Below are 15,875 nucleotides of genomic sequence, written 5' to 3' on the forward strand. Positions count from 1 at the left end.
GGGAGAAAGCGAGATTGAAATACTAAAGATTTTGGAAATTAGGTTACTTAATTCAAAAAGGCAACTTTAATGTTATTTGAGTTCCTTTTCCGACTTTAGATGTCAGGCTAAATTTCCCCCCGATCGTCTCCATTCGCTTCTTGAGGTTGGACATACCGCTTCCCTGAGATTGGTGGTTTGTGTCAAAACCTTTCCCGTCATCCCTGATTTCTATCGTTCGGGAAGTGCCGTTTTTGGACACCAGAATAGTGATTTTGTCGGGATGGGCGTGTTTGATCGCATTGTTCAGACATTCCTGGATTACCCGGATCAGAACCAGTTTATGGTCTTTGTTCAGCTCCAAAAAGGATCCGTCGGATTCCAGAGCCGTTTGGCAAAAGCCGGTGGACTGTATTTTTTCCAATTGCTGTCGGATAAAATCATCCAGGGAGACAGACTCAACCCAGTCCAGATTAAGTGTTTTGGAGAGAGTCCGGACTTCTTTGATGATCTGATTGATGTATTCCTTGCCTTCCGACTGTTTTTCCGGTTTGGAGGAGTTGAGGTTGAGTTTGGCTAGGGAGAGTAACTGACCGATATTGTCATGCAGCTCCCTTCCGATTTGGGTGAGGGTTTCCTGTTGGATTTCGTTTTCTACATTGAGCAGGGTTTTTTCATTTTCGTCTTTAATCTGAGTAAGCTTTTGGCGGTTTTGAACTTGGCGCTGTCGGTGGAGGACGACCATTGCCACGACAAAAAGCGACATCAGGAATGCAAAGAATATCCCACCAAAAAGAATTAAGATAAATTGACTTTCCTGCTCAGACATGGATGATCTCTAGTTGGAATCGATCTTTAATCAATGGCGAATAAATGCCAAAACAAAGCAAAAGGTTGCACAGGAGTGTCATATGCCTGGGAATCTGTATGACCATGTAATAAATATCCAAATGATAGGTGTAGAGGTATTTGAAAGAAATATAGACCATAAAGGAGGAGGAAAAATAGAATAAAATCGCAGTGGATGCCCAAAAGCTAAATTCCTTTAAGGGATCAATTTCTAAGAACTCATCTATTGTAATTAATTCAAAAAAATACAACCCACAGCAACATAGGATCAAAACAGTATTCAAAAATGAAATGTATTCCCCGCTGTCATTGTAATGCACGAATCCTGTAAGATGCAAAACCAGGGAAATCAAAAGAAAAAGCACAATGAAAATGTTTACCATTTTTTTGTGACTTTCTCTTTTGAGAAAACTCCCGATCAAAAGCATAAACAAAACCGCTGCTACATGTGCGTTGAACAGGTTATAAACCCATAGGTTTACTATTTTTTGGGAGCTTACAAATGTTGCAACCAATTCATAGAAGCCAACAGTCACCAAAATTTCAAGGCAGAACTTCAGGGGCTCATTTTTTCTTTTCTCTTTTGAAAGTTGTAAATAACCAAATAGTCCAGCAATAGCAAACCCTACTAATAACAATGGGTAATAGCCAAGTCTGTCATAAAATAGGTCGAGATTTACTGCTTTCATCATTTGTATTTATTGGCAGGTAGGAGGACAGGTAGTGCCTTTGTCATAGTATTGGTCTCCTCCTTGGATATCGCCCGATCGGGTGGCTTCAGGGCTGGCATTGATGGAAGAATAGACCAAGCCGAGTCGGCCTACATAAAGATCTGCATCGGCGCCGTATAACTTCTCGGCGACATCTTTGGTAAATTCAGTAAAGTGAAACTTGATGCCGGTCACACCGTCTTGGCCCAAGACTTCCATCAGGTCTTCCTTGGTGTAGGCAATCCAATTGGTCTGGTCTTCGATGTCGTGCTTGTTGCCTTTGCCTGGTTTGCCTTTTTTAATTTCTTTGTCATACTTCGCTTTCATTTTTTCGAAGTCTTCTTTGCTGATTTGCATGGTAAAATGGGTTGTTTAGAAAAGTTTGAAGATGAAAATTTTTGTGTTTGAAAAGATAATGGATTTTGTGGGAATGGGACAAAAAAAAGGAACGGGAGGCATCCCGTTCCTTTTATTGGATATATGAAGGAAAGCTTAAGCTATCTTCTTAGCCTCCTTTGGTGCTGGATTTTCTTCGTTTTCAAGCTCCTTTTTCATCAAATCCACTACGATCGGGGTCGCGATGTAGATCGAAGAATAGGTACCTACTGTGATACCCACAAATAGGGCGAAAGAGAAGCCTCTCAATACTTCACCACCAAACAACAACAACACAATCACCACAATCAAGGTAGTGAAAGAAGTCATCAAGGTACGTCCCAAAGTTTGGTTGATTGAGTCATTGAATACTTTTATCAACTTGTGAGTCCCGCGATTTTCGATGTTTTCACGGATACGGTCGAAGATGATTACCGTATCGTTAATCGAATAACCGATTACCGTCAATACCGCTGCGATGAACACCTGGTCGATCTCGAAAGTGGCGCCAAATGTACTTGCAATAGCAAATGCAGCAACTACAAACAGCGTGTCGTGAATCAAGGCCACAATGGCAGCCAAGGAGAACTGCCACTTGCGGAATCTCATCAAAATGTAAAGGAAGATGCCAATCAAGGCTAAAATCATCGCTTCTACGGAGGAAGTTTTGATGTCATCAGCTACTGTTGCACCAACTTTGGATGACCCCGAAATGGAGAATTGTCCATCCGCAATTTGGTCAGCATTCTCTACAAAAGTAAAACCGGTCACTGTCGAGATCCCTTCTTTTACCTTGGCTTCCACCTCTTTGTTTGAAGCATCGTCATCCTCGTTGATTAGGTAGGAGGTGGTTACTTTCAAGGTATTGTTGCCTCCGTAGGTCTTCACTTCTACAGATCCATCAAATTCACCATCTAGCCCCACTTTCAGATCAGACGGTACGACTGGTTCATCGAAAACCACGACATAGGAACGCCCACCGGTAAAGTCCACCCCGAATTTCAGTCCGTTGAAAACTGCAATGGCCAAACCGATCACGATGATGGAGGATGAAATGAGGTAGGCAACTTTCCGCTTGCTCATAAAGTCCACATTCATTCCGGTAAGTGCATTTTTAGAAAAAGGTGCTGTGAAGTTGATGGTGCTCTTGTCTCCTTTTTTGGTCAACCAATAGACAATCACACGGGTAATGTATACGGAAGAGAAGAAGGAACAAGCAATACCGATCATCAAAACGATGGCAAAGCCTTTAACCGGACCTTGTCCCAAAGCAAACAAAATCGCTCCAACAAGAAATGTGGTCAGGTTACCATCGAGAATCGCAGAGAATGCTTTGCTGTAGCCGGCCTCAATGGCTGCCATCAGATTGACACCGTTTCGGAGTTCTTCTTTGATTCGCTCAAAGATCAATACGTTAGCATCAATCGACATACCGATCGTCAATACGATACCTGCGATACCGGGCAAGGTTAGGGCTGTGCCCAATTGGGCGAGAATACCCAGGATGAAGAAAATGTTGAAAACCAGAGCAGCAACAGCAACTAATCCGCCTTTGGCATAATAAGCAACCATAAACAGAACAACCAAAGCCAAACCGGCAACCATAGAGAAGATACCCTGTGTTTGGGCTTCTTTACCCAAGGTCGGGCCGATGATGCTCTCTTCTACGATTTGAGTTGGAGCTGGAAGTGAACCGGACTTCAGGATATTTGCCAGATCCTGAGCTTCTACAAGGGTAAAATTACCCGCTATCTCAGATTGGCCGTTAGGTATCTCACCGTTTACAACTGGTGCAGTGTATACATAGTCGTCAAGGACAACTGCGATTCTTCTTCCGATGTTTTCAGAAGTCAAGGTTCTCCATTTTCTGGCTCCGTCAGCATTCATCTGCATGGATACCGCAGGCTGGGAAGTCTGGTCCAAAGTCTGACGGGCATCGGTCACTACGTCACCTTCTAGTGGTGCCTGATCGGATCCACGGGTTGTTTTTATTGCATAGAGCTCCAACAACTCACTTCCATCTTCAGCGATGGTTGGTTTCACTCCCCAAAGGAGTTTCAGATCTCTTGGAAGAAATGACTTATAGCGCTCGTTTTTGATGATTCTATTGATGGTCACCGTATCGCGGACATCGTACACCAAGCCATAACTAGCTTTCATCAGGCTGATTATCGGTGATACGTTGTTTTCGCTGTTCATCGGATCAATCTGCTCCAGCTGTTTTTCCAGCGCATTTCTCAGGGAATCTTCCGAGGAAACCTCGGCTGTGGTATCCACTGCGGCAGGAGTGGCTTTTTGATCAGCTACCCAAGTGGTGTTGATAGTTTCGATGGATCCACCATATTCATTCAACTCCAAAACTTCCCAAAACTGAAGCTTTGCCACGCCTTGAAGCATGTTTCTCACTCGCTCCTGATTGTCAACTCCGGGAAGTTCGATCTGGATTCTTCCTGAACCTGCAATTCTCTGAATGTTTGGCTGTGAGGTTCCAAATCGGTCAATACGGGTTCTGAGGATGTTGAATGATCTCTCGATAGCATTTTCAACTTCGGTGTTGATCAGGTCAAGGATTTCTGAGTCAGAGGATTCCAGGGAAATTCTGCCTCTGTTGGCAGCTGTTGCGAAAATGGTGCTCAGGTTTTTTCCGGCATTATTCTTCTGCCAGGCAGCATAGAATAGGTCCACAAACTTCGCATCGGAAGTTTTTGCAGCTTCTCTGGCTTCGTCGACCGATTTATTGAATCCTTCGTCTTTTGGATTGCCTGCAATTCCTTTTACAATTTCTACCGGAGAAACTGCCAAAGTCACGTGCATCCCGCCCTGAAGGTCAAGACCAAGGCCAAGTTCGGTTTCTTTGATTTCCTGATAAGTGAAGTCAGCACCCAGGAAGTTGTAGACTGGCTCTCTCCATACGGAATCGAGGTAAGCTCTTTTTTTGGCAAAGTCAATATTGCCGGAGGCATCGGTAGCATAAGCTTCAGCTTTTTGCTGGATACCATTGGATACGAAAGTGAATGACAGATAGTACAGACAAAGCGCCGTAACAATCACTGTCAAAAACACAATGACACCTTTGTTTTGCATAAGGATTGAATAGTTAATTAGAATAAGAAATACAGAATTGATTCAGAACCTGAAGAGGTTCAGTGTTACTTGTTTTGGGGGAAAAGCGAAAATCAGGGCCCCTGAGTGGAAATAATCCGCTCAAAAAGTATCTCTACGAGATGGTTGGGATAGAAAGCCGAAACGGCCTGGTGTGTAGGTAATTTGAATTCAAAGCTGAAAACCTGATAAATCAGGTAAAAAACAGTGTCAGCCACATGCAGGATGAAAGGTACCACTGCATCTACGGCCACATTGAGAAAGGTCTGATCGGGATTTTCGGAGGAATGCTCAGTTTTTGCGATTTCACCACCCTGAGGCAAATACTCCACGCTGGAAATGAACAGGCAAAACAGCAAGGCCATCAACAGCGTGAAGCGCTGTTGGAAGAGACTGTTATGGATTATCCTGTTTTTCATTTGGCGCAAATATAGACATTATTTGAAAATCCAACTTTTTGCTACCAATATTTTGATTCAGTTCCCTGATTTGGCGCGGAGATAAGTGCGGATGACTTCCAGGGCCATGTCAAAACTGGAGTTGTTTGGTACGATCAGGTCAGCTTCGTTTTTGAAGGGCTTGATGTATTTTTCATAAGTAGGCATCACGTGCATTTCGTAGCGGTAAAGCACATCATCCAGGTCATAGCCCCGCTCCACTTTGTCTCGGATGATTCTCCGCTTTAGTTTAATGTGATCTTTGGCATCGATAAAAATCTTCAGATCAAGCAGATCTGCAAGTTCTGGATAGAAAAGCACAAAAATTCCCTCGACAACCACCACGGGAGCTGGAGAGAAGGTGAGCATTTTTGGTTTTTTGGAGGAGTTGTTGAAGGTATATTCTTCCCGTTGGACCGTTTCTCCATTTTGGATCTTACGGATATCAGTCGCGTATTGCTCGAAATCGATGCTATTGGGAGTATCAAAATTGTGGACTCCCTGCGCATCGATGGGCTGCTGATGTCGGGGTTTGTAATAGTTGTCCTGAGAAATGAGGCAAACTTCGCCGGGGTCAAAACTGCTTAGTAAACGCTCCAAAAACAATGTTTTGCCGGAAGCGGAGCCTCCGGTAATCCCGACAATGAATGGTTTTTTCATGGGGAACAAAGGTAATTTATTTTAGACTTCATCTCAGAATTTTCTATTGCTTAGGAAGGAAATCAAGGCTTTTACGGCTTTGCCACGGTGACTGATTTCATTTTTTTCAGCCAAGGTCAATTGTGCAAAAGTCCGATCAAATCCGAGAGGTTTGAAGACTGGATCATAGCCAAATCCTCCCGACCCCACTTTTTTATCCAAAATCTCACCTTCTGCTGTTCCTTCAAATGAATATTCTTTTCCATCAAGGATCAGTGCAATGACCGTTCGGAATCTGGCATTTCGGCTGTTTTTTCCTTCCATTTTCTCCAAAAGCAAGGAAATATTCCTTTCGTCGCTCCGGGCCTCACCGGCAAACCTCCCGGAATAGACCCCCGGGGCTCCGTTTAGCGAATCCACTTCCAGGCCCGTGTCATCAGCAAAACAATCAACCCCGTAGTGGTCTTTTACAAAACGGGCTTTTTGAAATGCATTGTGATCCAGGGTGTCGCCGGTTTCGGGAAGCTCCTCAAAACACCCGATTTCACTGAGAGAAACGACTTCATATTCAGTGCCTAAAGCGGCTTTTACTTCTTCGATTTTCTTTGAGTTATTGGTAGCGAAGCAGATTTTCATGCGGTAGATGAAATAATCGGGTGGATAAAAAATATTTTGCAAAGGTCGCAGAGATTTTCAAAATCGGTAGCTAAAATTCAGGAAAGAGCTGGGAAATCGCTTTTACCATTTTCGATAAAAATGATGTCACCCCTTTGGGGTTACCGTACATAAGAAACACATTTAAAGCTATAATCCTGTTATCCCTTCGGGATTTAAAAGCCAGTATGGCTGAAATTATTATAGGAACGATTGGATAAGCATTCATTTAAACCCCGAAGGGGGTGATACAAATTTTAAAAGCGATTTACTGCAGGAAAGAGGGATTTTTTGGTGGAGTTCGATAAACTCCTAAAGTCCTTTTCATTTCCCCTTTGATTTGAAACTTGTATTTTCGGGATATGAAGAAAATCACGATTTACTGTGGCTCGAAAAAAGGAAACAGTGGCGTCTATGAAGCTGGCGCACGTTCCTTGGTGCAGGAGATGATCAGGCGAGATCACTCTTTGGTCTATGGAGCGGGGCGTGTGGGTTTGATGGGCATCATTGCCGACGAAATGTTGGCGGCCGGCAAGGAGGTTCTGGGCATTATTCCTCAAAAATTGGTAGATCGGGAAGTAGCTCATCTGGGCTGTACCGAATTGATCATCGTGGAGACGATGCGGGACCGGAAATGGCTGATGGCAGAGCGGGGAGATGGGTTTATTGCCATGCCGGGAGGAATCGGGACTTTGGAGGAACTTTTTGAAATCATGACTTTAAACCAACTCCACTATATCCAGAAGCCTTTGGCCTTATATAATGTCAACGGGTATTTCGATAAGTTGATAGAGTTTTTGAATCATGCGATGGAATCGGGGTTCCTTTATCCCGAGCAGGAGGAAATGCTTATCATCTCCGATGATCCCATTGATTTGCTTGATCAAATGTCAGCTTATCAGGCAAGACGACCGGCAGATTGGTAAGGATCGTCATCGGTTAACCGTCACTGCGAGGGAGGTACGAACGAAGCAGTCTCCAAATTAAAACCTGCTTCTAATGATGGGATTGCTTTGGGGCATGAAACACCCAAATCAATCTAACCTTGGAAAAGCCCCTCGCAATGACGTCCCCAAAACAGCCGGAAGTGGCCATCCAACACTTATCCGTATTTCGTCTTTTGGACTTCGTAATTCAGAAAGATAAATAGTACTTTTGCCAGAACCCTGATAGCTGTATGATCGACAAGCTTTTTCCACTGGATAAAAATTACATTCTACGACAAGCTCAGTATGTATTGGAGGAAGAGCTGATGGATCAGATGGTTTACGAATTGAAGCGCTCTTATACTTTTCATTACAATCCACTCCGGCTGATGGATCAGACCTATGAGAGGATTTTGGATACCTTTGATTTTCCCACTGACAGGATTCGGATGATTTACCGCCAGCTTTGCGGGATCTATCGGTTCAAAAATAAGGATAACCAACTGGAATTGCTTTTTGATGGGCGTAGCCACTTTGACAAGTTCAAGGAAGACTGGGAGGCTGGATTTATTGCATGGATCCAAGAACTAGGTCAGCATGAACAATACGTGAAAACCATGCTTCGAATGACCTTGCTGTACGATACTGAATCCCGGGCAGAATGGGCCGAAAACCACTGCAAGGCTTTTATCAATCAGTACTTTGAGCTAAAAATTGTAAAAAGGCAGGGTGAATTGAGATTGAAAGTCGGTTAATAGATTCAGCCAAAACAGAACAAAAAAATAGCCATCTCCACGATGGCTTTTCAATTTTCAAAATCTGACGGGTCAGGTATCAGAAGTTCGGACTCAACAGGTATTTGCTGTAGAAATCATCGATCGCTTTTACCGCTTCGGTGGCATTATCGACCACAGTAAACAATTCAAGATCTTCTTCTTTGATGTAGGCGTGGTCAGCCAACAGGGTTTTTTTGATCCAGTCCACGAGTCCTTCCCAATAGGACTTACCTACAAGCACGATTGGGAACCGACCGATTTTATTGGTTTGGATCAAGGTAAGTGCCTCAAAAAACTCATCCAGGGTACCAAATCCTCCAGGCAAAACCACGAATCCCTGAGCGTATCGGATAAACATAACCTTTCTGACAAAGAAATAGTCAAAGGTAATCAGCTTATCCCGGTCAATGTAGATGTTGTTAAACTGCTCAAAGGGGAGCACAATGTTCAAGCCCACGGACTTACCGCCTTCGGAATAAGCGCCTTTGTTTCCGGCTTCCATGATTCCGGGACCGCCGCCGGTGATGACTCCATAGCCATGTCTGACGAGTTTGGCGGCAATTTCCTCGGCCATCTTATAATATTCATGGTCTCGTGGAGTGCGGGCTGAGCCAAAAATAGACACGCATGGGCCGATCTTTGCCAGTTTTTCATATCCTTCGACAAATTCGGACATTACTTTAAAAATTGCCCAGGAATCCTCACTTCTGATTTCGCTCCAGTCGCGTTCCTTGAAAGCCTTGCGGATGCGTTCTTCGGCCTGTTTGTCCTCCAGATTATTCATGTTTCTTCCTTTTAGTCTTTCAAAAAAACGATTCTCAGAGGCAAATGTCGATCTATCTAGTCCTTCTAAATTTAAACGATTGATAATCAGGAAGAAAAAATGCAGGAACCCCAGAGTTTATTGGGGATTAGTTCTGCTACTTTTGTCTTCTGAAAAATTGGAAATGAATCTATTTGAAAAATCCGAGGCTGTCAAAGAGGTCTTTCAGGAGCTGGAGGCTGAGTCCCGCCAATTTCATTCTGAAGCTGGAATGGGCTGTATTTCAGGTTGCGGATTTTGTTGTGCAAACCCGGAGGTTCCTGCATCACCTTTGGAATTTTTGCCTTTGGCATTTGATCTTTACAATAAGGGAATAGCCGAAGAAATCGCCAATCAGCTTTCGATTGAGGATGAACCGGGCAATTGCATTGTCTATCGGTCCAGCAAAGAAGATGTGACCAAGGGATTTTGTGGAAATTATGCCAACAGAGGACTTATTTGCAGACTTTTTGGTGCATCTGCCCGCAAAACTAAATATGGCCAAAAAGACCTCATCACCTGCAAAATCCTAAAAGCCCAAAAATCAGAAGCTTTTGCAGCCGCCACTTTGCGCATCAACTCGGACATGGAGATCCCTATGGCAACGGCATATTATACCCGACTCAAGGATGTGGATGAATCTCTGACCAATCAATATCCGGTCAACCAGGCAATTTTGATGGCTCTGGAGTTGGTTTTAAGGTTTAAATTTTACGAAGAAGCAGAGTGATGTGCCTCGGTTTGATTTTTTTGCTCTTTCGTTTTCCAGTATATTCGGAATATGATTAGTGGAAAAAGGGACAAAAAACACCCGAAATTATGTTGAAAATCGCCGAAATCATTCAAACCGTAAGGGGGATCATTGAAGCCCGGATTGGAATTGTCAAGCAAGAAATCCAGGATGAATTTGTGGGGATTTTGTCCCGGCTTATTTTATTGGTTGCCATTGGAAGTATGCTTCTGTTGGTATTTCTGTTTTTGTCACTTTCATTGGCTTTTTTCCTGAGTCAAGTTACCAAGAGCCCCTACTTGGGCTTTTTGATCGTGGCCTTGATGTATTTTTTGGTCGTGTTGGTGATGGTATTGAGCAGGGATTCTCTGCGCCTCCAGCAAAGGGTCGAAGATTTGCTTAAAGATTTTATTTTCAAAATTAAATCCAACAGGGAAGAAGAAGAAGATGAGCAATAAACTTGATAAAAAGACAGAGGAATTGGAGCAAACTCTGGCCAAGCAATTGGAAGTGTTGAAGAAAGATTCCCAAGAATGGCTGAAAGTAGGAGCTGTAGTTGCGGTCGGGGCACTTTTGACTTATGGAATCATCCGTGCCACAAAAAAGAAAAAAGTAAAAACCACGGACAAAGCTTTGGAGGTATTGGAGAAAGAAGGACTTCTCAATGAGGACATCAAAAAGCGTCTGACCAAGTCAAAAGGTTCATCTTTTTGGCCAAATCTGACCCAGAGGTTGATCATTTTGGGGCTTGCCTTGGCCAAAGACAAGATTTTCAGCGAGATTTTTTCTTCCCCGGCAGAAGTAAAAGAAGGTGAAAAAAGTAAGTAAACTCCTCAAAGGGCTCTCCAAATCCCAAAAAAAAGGAATTGCCTGGTTGGTTGACCCAGAAAAGGAAACGGATTTGAGCCGATTCGCATGGGTAAAAGGCTCAGGTTTGGATTTGATCCTGGTGGGTGGCAGTAGCACTTCTTCAGAGAATTTCGAAAACACTGCCCGATCCCTTGGAAAAGTAGCCGGAGAGATTCCGGTTTGCCTTTTTCCTGGCTCCCATCTCCAGCTTTCTCGGCATGCGGATGCGATTCTGTTTATGAGTTTGATTTCGGGTAGAAATCCCGAGTTTTTGATTTCCCATCAGGTTCTTGCTGCACCTGAGCTAGCAAGAATGGATTTGGAAGTGTTACCCACAGGGTACATTTTGGTCAATCAGGGGGAGTTGCTCAGTGTCCATTCAGTGAGTCAGACTTTGCCCCTTTCCAACGAGGATTTCGAGCAGGTCAAAGCAACAGCCTTGGCTGGTAAATTTCTTGGAATGAAATATTTTTACCTGGATGCCGGGAGCGGAGCCGGATTCCCGGTTAGCCCAAAAGTGATCTCGGAGGTGAAGTCCACAGTAAATTTGCCTCTGATTGTTGGGGGGGGATTAAACAGTCTTGAGAAAATAAGGACGGCATTTGAGGCCGGTGCAGATCTGATTGTTTTGGGCAATTCCATAGAAAAAGACCCCGGCTTTTTGGCCGAGGTCCTGGATATCAAGGAATGGTACAATCTGTCACTGAATATTAATTAGGGATTCTCTTCTGCGCATTTTTCCTGCAGGTACCCCATACATCATTTTGAAACGACGGCAGAAATACGCGGTGTCTTTATAGCCGACTTCTTTTCCTATATCACGGATTGATTTTTTGGAGGTACGAAGCAGTTCAACGGCAGTCTCCATCCGTTGGTATTCAATGTAATCCTGGGGATTGATTCCGGTAAGCATTTTAAAATACTGGCCCACATAATCCTCAGAGACATTGGCCACTTTTGCCAGGACTTTGTTGGAAAGGTCTCCTCCGATATTGGCTTTTATAAAATTGAATAGGTCAATCAGCCTCGGATCTTTGAAATAGGTCGAGTTGGTAGACAATTCTTCGGTGAAAAGTCTGTTTTTTAGAATATGCCGCAAAAGTTCAATAACCAACACTTCAGTCTGAGCCTTCAGAGAGCGCTCTTTTCCGACATTCGTGGTTTCCAGTTCTTTGATTATATCCTCCACCAAAGTGGCAATCCGGTCGTTGAACCGGATGATGAAAGGGGGAATGTCCAGAGAATTGAAAAAATTGACCACATCAAAGACTTTGGACTCAAACTGTACATGTGAAATGCAGTCATCCTCTGTGGTCTTGATGTCTTTGAAACTGATACTTTGGAGAAATTTTCTTTTGTTGTCTCCAAATTGATCCATTCCAAGCTCGTTCCGTTTGGTACCGGTCCCAAAAGTGATTTGGGTTTTTTGGCCTTTGGGGATGAAAAGCACTTCGCCTTCATTGACTAGTTCTTGGTCTTCACCAAATTTCAAAGAACCATGATGTAGCAAAATCAAACTATTTTCGCTTTCTTCATAGTCCATCACCGTCACAGGTTTTTCAATTTTGAAATTGTTGCCTTTCAAAAAACGTACGTGGACGGACTCAATGACTTTGTTGTAATAATCCATGGATAGGTAATAGTAGAGGTGTTGTAAAAATATAACTTTTCCTTAGCCAAAACAGGAATATTCTATAAAAGGCCTAATTAAAGTAAAAAAAGGTATAATAATTTGTAATTAGACCCTGATAAAATTTTCCAATAGGATTATTTTAGAATTTTTCTGGAGATTACAATCCGCTGAATCTCAGAAGTTCCTTCGTAGATCTGAGTGATTTTTGCGTCCCGCATCAATCGTTCGACATGATATTCTTTGACATACCCATATCCTCCATGCACCTGGACTGCCTCAATGGTGACGTTCATGGCCACTTCGGAGGCGTAAAGTTTGGCCATGGCAGAGGCATGGGCATAATCCTCACCCTGATCTTTAAGCCAGGCAGCCTTGTACACCAATAGTCTTGCGGCTTCGATTTGGGTAGCCATATCTGCCAGTTTGAACTGAATTGCCTGGTGCTGGCTGATCGGTTTTCCAAAGGTTTTTCTTTCCTTGGAATAAGCCAAAGCCAATTCATATGCACCACTTGCAATTCCCAAAGCTTGGGCAGCAATCCCGATTCTGCCTCCGTTAAGGGTTTCCATGGCATAAGTAAATCCGAATCCTTCCTCCCCAATTCGGTTTTCGACCGGGACTTTGACGTCTGTAAACATCAGGGAATGGGTATCAGATCCACGGATTCCAAGTTTGTCTTCTTTTTTTCCGACCACAAATCCTTCCCAACCTCTTTCTACAATGAATACCGAAATGCCTTTGTGGCCTTTCTGGGAATCTGTTTGGGCAAAGACTAGATATATACTTGCAGATGAACCATTGGTAATCCAGTTTTTTGTACCGTTGATTAGGTAATAGTCCCCTTTAATTTCTGCTGTGGTTCTCTGTGAGGTAGCATCAGATCCGGCTTCTGGTTCGGAAAGACAAAATGCGCCTAACACCTCTCCGGTCGCCAGTCGAGTTAGGTACTTTTGTTTTTGGGCTTCAGTCCCATATTTTTCAAGTCCCCAACAAACGAGTGAATTGTTGACAGACATGGACACAGATGCTGAAGCATCAATTTTTGAAAGTTCCTCAATGGCAAGGACGTAGGAAATGGAATCCATTCCCCCTCCGTTGTATTTGGGATCAACCATCATACCCATAAATCCAAGTTCCCCCATTTTTTTGACCTGTTCCAGGGGAAACTTGGCCTGGGTGTCACGATCGATTACTCCTGGAAGTAACTCTTGTCGGGCAAATTCTCTTGCTGCTTCCTGTACTGCCAGCTGCTCCTCGGAAAGTTCAAAATTCATAGGACAAGTAAAATTTTGGGTTTAATACCTGATTGAAAATATAGCCCAAAAAAAGAAAAGGGGCAAAAACTTGCCCCTTTCCGAATTTTATTTTGATCTGGATCAATCGCGGTTGCCGAAGAAAATGAAAATGTAATATGCCAAAGTCGCTAAGGAAGCCAAAGCAGCCACTACATAAGTCATTGCAGCCCAGTGAAGCGCATCCTTTGACATCTCATATTCAGGTCGTGTTACGATGTTTCTGGTTTGTACCCAAGCCAAAGCCCGGTTCGAGGCATCAAATTCGACAGGAAGAGTGACTAATGTGAATAGCGTCATCACCGAATAAGAGCCTACCACAATATACCCAATAACAGGATAAGGCAGTCCTAGGGCAAATCCACCAAACAGTGACGCAATCAAAACGAAGTTGAGAATCTTGCCGGAGACGTTTTGAACGGGAACCATGGCAGATCTCATTTTCAGCCAGGCGTATGATGTGGCGTGCTGTACAGCGTGACCGCATTCGTGGGCGGCAACAGCGGTAGCTGCTGCATTGCGGCCATAGTATACATCCGGAGATAAGTTTACAGTTTTATTCATCGGGTTGTAGTGGTCAGTCAGCTGACCTTCCACACAGACTACCTGCACATCGTGAATGTTATGGTCAGCCAACATCAACTTGGCGATATCAGCACCAGATAGATTTGCCTGAAGTGCAGTTTGAGAATATTTCTTGAATTTGCTTTTCAGCTTGCTGCTGACCACAAATCCAAGTATTGCAAATACGACTACGATTAAAATAATCATTTTTTTTTGTTTTAAACTGGGTGTAAATACGAAGTTAGAGCTTGTCGGGTTTATTCCAAGCGGGGATTCTCATCATTACGATCCAACTGACCAATCCTGCAATCAGAACCATGATCACTTGTGTTCCGTGGATGATGGCCGCAAAGATTTTTCCATCAGACTCCGATATTCCGAATTGAATCAAAATGTAAGCCACCAATGCATGGAAGGTACCAATCCCCCCTTGGACAGGTGCTACCATGCCAATTGTTCCCATTACCATCACCAAAAGCACCTCACCGGGTGTCAAGTTGGCAGTGCTCTGGATACCAATCGACACCATCTGCATGGTGATGAAATAGATTACCCAGATCAAAATAGAACTGATCCAGAAACCTGAGGGGTTTTTAAGTCTGCCGATGCTCTTGAGTCCGGTAAGAAGGTGCCTCCCAAAATTTTGAAACTTTTTTACTAGCCCATGGTCTTGGAATTTTTTAAGCAGGAGGTATATGAAAACAATGAAAACCGCGGCTCCTCCAATTAATATGGGTAAGTTGCTTTGGAGCTTTCCACCGAGAGTTTCCAAATCTATCAATTCTCCTGAAAGAGCTAGGAAAAGTTGATTTTCAACTAGAAATGCAAGAATAATTGTAAAAACTAAAAAAAGGAGGTCAATACTTCTCTCCAATAAAACTGTACCAAAGAGATGTCCGACCGAAATTCCGTTGGTCCTAGAAAGGACGCCACAACGGGCTACTTCTCCCGCCCTTGGTACAAGTAGATTGACCAAATATCCAACCATGACCGCATGATAGGCCCTGTTTGCAGTTACTTTTTTGCCTTCTTCAAAATCCAAAAGTAGAGACCATCTCCATCCTCTAAGCCAATATCCAAATAATGAAATTGCCAGGGAAAGAAGAATCCAAAACCAATTGGAGGATCTAACTTGATCCAAAAGGCTTGAAAACTGTATGTCTTTATATAAAAACCAGAAAATCCAGAAAGCAATCGCGAGTGAAATTGCTACCTGGATTCCTTGTTTAATTTTTAAGTTGAACATTAGGCCAATTTGTTCCTTTCGTCAGGAAAAATAAGAATGGGTTTGAATTTTTTGGCTTCCTCAAATTCCATTATGGCGTATGCAATGATGATAATAATGTCGCCAACTGCTGCCTTTCTTGAAGCGGGGCCATTGAGACAGATCATTCCGCTGCCTCTTTCACCTTTGATTACATAAGTCTCCAAGCGTTCCCCGTTATTGATGTTGACAATCTGAACCTTTTCGTTTTCGATTAGATTGGCGGCATCCATCAAATCTTCGTCAATTGTAATCGAACCTACATAGTTAAGTTCTGCTTGTGTAACTTTAACC

General features: G+C 43.3%; 19 protein-coding genes. 6 read left to right on the forward strand and 13 right to left on the reverse strand.

Annotated elements, in window-relative coordinates:
• Positions 1-52: 52 nt before the first annotated feature.
• The 7 genes from B0E43_RS23675 to B0E43_RS23705 form a co-directional block, all read right to left on the reverse strand.
• Positions 53-808, reverse strand: a complete 756-nt coding sequence (locus tag B0E43_RS23675) for a sensor histidine kinase (RefSeq protein ID WP_077346103.1) — start codon at positions 806-808, stop codon at positions 53-55.
• A complete protein-coding gene (locus B0E43_RS23680) occupies positions 801-1,520 on the reverse strand; it encodes a hypothetical protein (RefSeq protein WP_077346104.1) in 720 nt (239 codons plus the stop codon). Before B0E43_RS23680 ends, B0E43_RS23675 begins: the two co-directional genes overlap by 8 nt.
• Positions 1,521-1,526: 6 nt before the next feature.
• On the reverse strand, positions 1,527-1,895 hold the full coding sequence (locus B0E43_RS23685; RefSeq protein ID WP_077346105.1) for a hypothetical protein: 369 nt from the start codon (positions 1,893-1,895) through the stop codon (positions 1,527-1,529).
• Positions 1,896-2,030: 135 nt separating this feature from the next.
• Positions 2,031-4,997 carry a protein translocase subunit SecDF gene (gene secDF, locus B0E43_RS23690; protein WP_077346106.1) on the reverse strand — a complete coding sequence of 989 codons (2,967 nt, stop codon included), beginning with the start codon at positions 4,995-4,997 and terminating at the stop codon, positions 2,031-2,033.
• A 92-nt stretch (positions 4,998-5,089) separates the two neighbouring features.
• Complete coding sequence (locus tag B0E43_RS23695; RefSeq protein WP_077346107.1) at positions 5,090-5,434, reverse strand: hypothetical protein; 345 nt, start codon at positions 5,432-5,434, stop codon at positions 5,090-5,092.
• A gap of 57 nt (positions 5,435-5,491) precedes the next feature.
• On the reverse strand, positions 5,492-6,112 hold the full coding sequence (gene udk / locus B0E43_RS23700; RefSeq protein ID WP_077346108.1) for a uridine kinase: 621 nt from the start codon (positions 6,110-6,112) through the stop codon (positions 5,492-5,494).
• Between the two features lie 33 nt (positions 6,113-6,145).
• Positions 6,146-6,727: a non-canonical purine NTP diphosphatase gene (locus B0E43_RS23705; RefSeq protein WP_077346127.1), complete on the reverse strand. Its 582-nt coding sequence runs from the start codon at positions 6,725-6,727 to the stop codon at positions 6,146-6,148.
• Positions 6,728-7,107: 380 nt separating this feature from the next.
• Between B0E43_RS23705 and B0E43_RS23710 the strand changes: the two genes are divergently transcribed.
• The gene (locus B0E43_RS23710; protein ID WP_077346109.1) at positions 7,108-7,671 is read left to right on the forward strand and encodes a TIGR00730 family Rossman fold protein; all 564 of its coding nucleotides are present in this window, start codon (positions 7,108-7,110) and stop codon (positions 7,669-7,671) included.
• Positions 7,672-7,922: 251 nt separating this feature from the next.
• On the forward strand, positions 7,923-8,426 hold the full coding sequence (locus tag B0E43_RS23715; protein WP_077346110.1) for a hypothetical protein: 504 nt from the start codon (positions 7,923-7,925) through the stop codon (positions 8,424-8,426).
• A gap of 79 nt (positions 8,427-8,505) precedes the next feature.
• Here B0E43_RS23715 and B0E43_RS23720 read toward each other — a convergent pair whose 3' ends face one another.
• The gene (locus B0E43_RS23720) at positions 8,506-9,231 is read right to left on the reverse strand and encodes a TIGR00730 family Rossman fold protein (RefSeq protein WP_077346111.1); all 726 of its coding nucleotides are present in this window, start codon (positions 9,229-9,231) and stop codon (positions 8,506-8,508) included.
• A 163-nt stretch (positions 9,232-9,394) separates the two neighbouring features.
• Between B0E43_RS23720 and B0E43_RS23725 the strand changes: the two genes are divergently transcribed.
• The 4 genes from B0E43_RS23725 to B0E43_RS23740 all read left to right on the forward strand — a co-directional run bounded on the left by B0E43_RS23725 (position 9,395) and on the right by B0E43_RS23740 (position 11,546).
• Positions 9,395-9,979: a YkgJ family cysteine cluster protein gene (locus B0E43_RS23725; RefSeq protein WP_077346128.1), complete on the forward strand. Its 585-nt coding sequence runs from the start codon at positions 9,395-9,397 to the stop codon at positions 9,977-9,979.
• Positions 9,980-10,068: 89 nt separating this feature from the next.
• Entirely contained in the window at positions 10,069-10,437 is a 369-nt protein-coding gene (locus tag B0E43_RS23730; RefSeq protein WP_077346112.1) for a phage holin family protein, read from the forward strand.
• Positions 10,427-10,807 carry a hypothetical protein gene (locus tag B0E43_RS23735; protein WP_077346113.1) on the forward strand — a complete coding sequence of 127 codons (381 nt, stop codon included), beginning with the start codon at positions 10,427-10,429 and terminating at the stop codon, positions 10,805-10,807. Before B0E43_RS23730 ends, B0E43_RS23735 begins: the two co-directional genes overlap by 11 nt.
• Positions 10,791-11,546 (forward strand): phosphoglycerol geranylgeranyltransferase, encoded by a 756-nt coding sequence (locus B0E43_RS23740; protein ID WP_254423331.1) that lies wholly within the window; start codon positions 10,791-10,793, stop codon positions 11,544-11,546. Before B0E43_RS23735 ends, B0E43_RS23740 begins: the two co-directional genes overlap by 17 nt.
• Here the strand turns inward: B0E43_RS23740 and B0E43_RS23745 are convergent.
• The 5 genes from B0E43_RS23745 to panD form a co-directional block, all read right to left on the reverse strand.
• Positions 11,529-12,458 (reverse strand): AraC family transcriptional regulator, encoded by a 930-nt coding sequence (locus B0E43_RS23745; protein ID WP_077346114.1) that lies wholly within the window; start codon positions 12,456-12,458, stop codon positions 11,529-11,531. The two genes, B0E43_RS23740 and B0E43_RS23745, sit on opposite strands and share 18 nt — an antisense overlap.
• 137 nt (positions 12,459-12,595) lie before the next feature.
• The gene (locus B0E43_RS23750; RefSeq protein ID WP_077346115.1) at positions 12,596-13,735 is read right to left on the reverse strand and encodes an acyl-CoA dehydrogenase; all 1,140 of its coding nucleotides are present in this window, start codon (positions 13,733-13,735) and stop codon (positions 12,596-12,598) included.
• Between the two features lie 102 nt (positions 13,736-13,837).
• Complete coding sequence (locus B0E43_RS23755) at positions 13,838-14,524, reverse strand: zinc metallopeptidase (RefSeq protein WP_077346116.1); 687 nt, start codon at positions 14,522-14,524, stop codon at positions 13,838-13,840.
• A 34-nt stretch (positions 14,525-14,558) separates the two neighbouring features.
• Positions 14,559-15,563, reverse strand: a complete 1,005-nt coding sequence (locus B0E43_RS23760; protein WP_077346117.1) for a lysylphosphatidylglycerol synthase transmembrane domain-containing protein — start codon at positions 15,561-15,563, stop codon at positions 14,559-14,561.
• Positions 15,563-15,875, reverse strand: a 313-nt coding sequence (gene panD, locus B0E43_RS23765; protein ID WP_139352625.1) for an aspartate 1-decarboxylase, incomplete at its 5' end; no start/stop codon positions are given. The genes panD and B0E43_RS23760, both read right to left, overlap by 1 nt.

The sequence above is a fragment of the Algoriphagus sp. A40 genome (assembly GCF_002002735.1).
Lineage (GTDB): Bacteria > Bacteroidota > Bacteroidia > Cytophagales > Cyclobacteriaceae > Algoriphagus.

Bases quoted from the DNA above. Each gene is read 5' to 3' on its own strand.
- B0E43_RS23675 (WP_077346103.1), bottom strand. From the start codon at position 808: ATGTCTGAGCAGGAAAGTCAATTTATCTTAATTCTTTTTGGTGGGATA.
- B0E43_RS23680 (WP_077346104.1), bottom strand. From the start codon at position 1,520: ATGATGAAAGCAGTAAATCTCGACCTATTTTATGACAGACTTGGCTAT.
- B0E43_RS23685 (WP_077346105.1), bottom strand. From the start codon at position 1,895: ATGCAAATCAGCAAAGAAGACTTCGAAAAAATGAAAGCGAAGTATGAC.
- secDF (WP_077346106.1), bottom strand. From the start codon at position 4,997: ATGCAAAACAAAGGTGTCATTGTGTTTTTGACAGTGATTGTTACGGCG.
- B0E43_RS23695 (WP_077346107.1), bottom strand. From the start codon at position 5,434: ATGAAAAACAGGATAATCCATAACAGTCTCTTCCAACAGCGCTTCACG.
- udk (WP_077346108.1), bottom strand. From the start codon at position 6,112: ATGAAAAAACCATTCATTGTCGGGATTACCGGAGGCTCCGCTTCCGGC.
- B0E43_RS23705 (WP_077346127.1), bottom strand. From the start codon at position 6,727: ATGAAAATCTGCTTCGCTACCAATAACTCAAAGAAAATCGAAGAAGTA.
- B0E43_RS23710 (WP_077346109.1), top strand. From the start codon at position 7,108: ATGAAGAAAATCACGATTTACTGTGGCTCGAAAAAAGGAAACAGTGGC.
- B0E43_RS23715 (WP_077346110.1), top strand. From the start codon at position 7,923: ATGATCGACAAGCTTTTTCCACTGGATAAAAATTACATTCTACGACAA.
- B0E43_RS23720 (WP_077346111.1), bottom strand. From the start codon at position 9,231: ATGAATAATCTGGAGGACAAACAGGCCGAAGAACGCATCCGCAAGGCT.
- B0E43_RS23725 (WP_077346128.1), top strand. From the start codon at position 9,395: ATGAATCTATTTGAAAAATCCGAGGCTGTCAAAGAGGTCTTTCAGGAG.
- B0E43_RS23730 (WP_077346112.1), top strand. From the start codon at position 10,069: ATGTTGAAAATCGCCGAAATCATTCAAACCGTAAGGGGGATCATTGAA.
- B0E43_RS23735 (WP_077346113.1), top strand. From the start codon at position 10,427: ATGAGCAATAAACTTGATAAAAAGACAGAGGAATTGGAGCAAACTCTG.
- B0E43_RS23745 (WP_077346114.1), bottom strand. From the start codon at position 12,458: ATGGATTATTACAACAAAGTCATTGAGTCCGTCCACGTACGTTTTTTG.
- B0E43_RS23750 (WP_077346115.1), bottom strand. From the start codon at position 13,735: ATGAATTTTGAACTTTCCGAGGAGCAGCTGGCAGTACAGGAAGCAGCA.
- B0E43_RS23755 (WP_077346116.1), bottom strand. From the start codon at position 14,524: ATGATTATTTTAATCGTAGTCGTATTTGCAATACTTGGATTTGTGGTC.
- B0E43_RS23760 (WP_077346117.1), bottom strand. From the start codon at position 15,563: ATGTTCAACTTAAAAATTAAACAAGGAATCCAGGTAGCAATTTCACTC.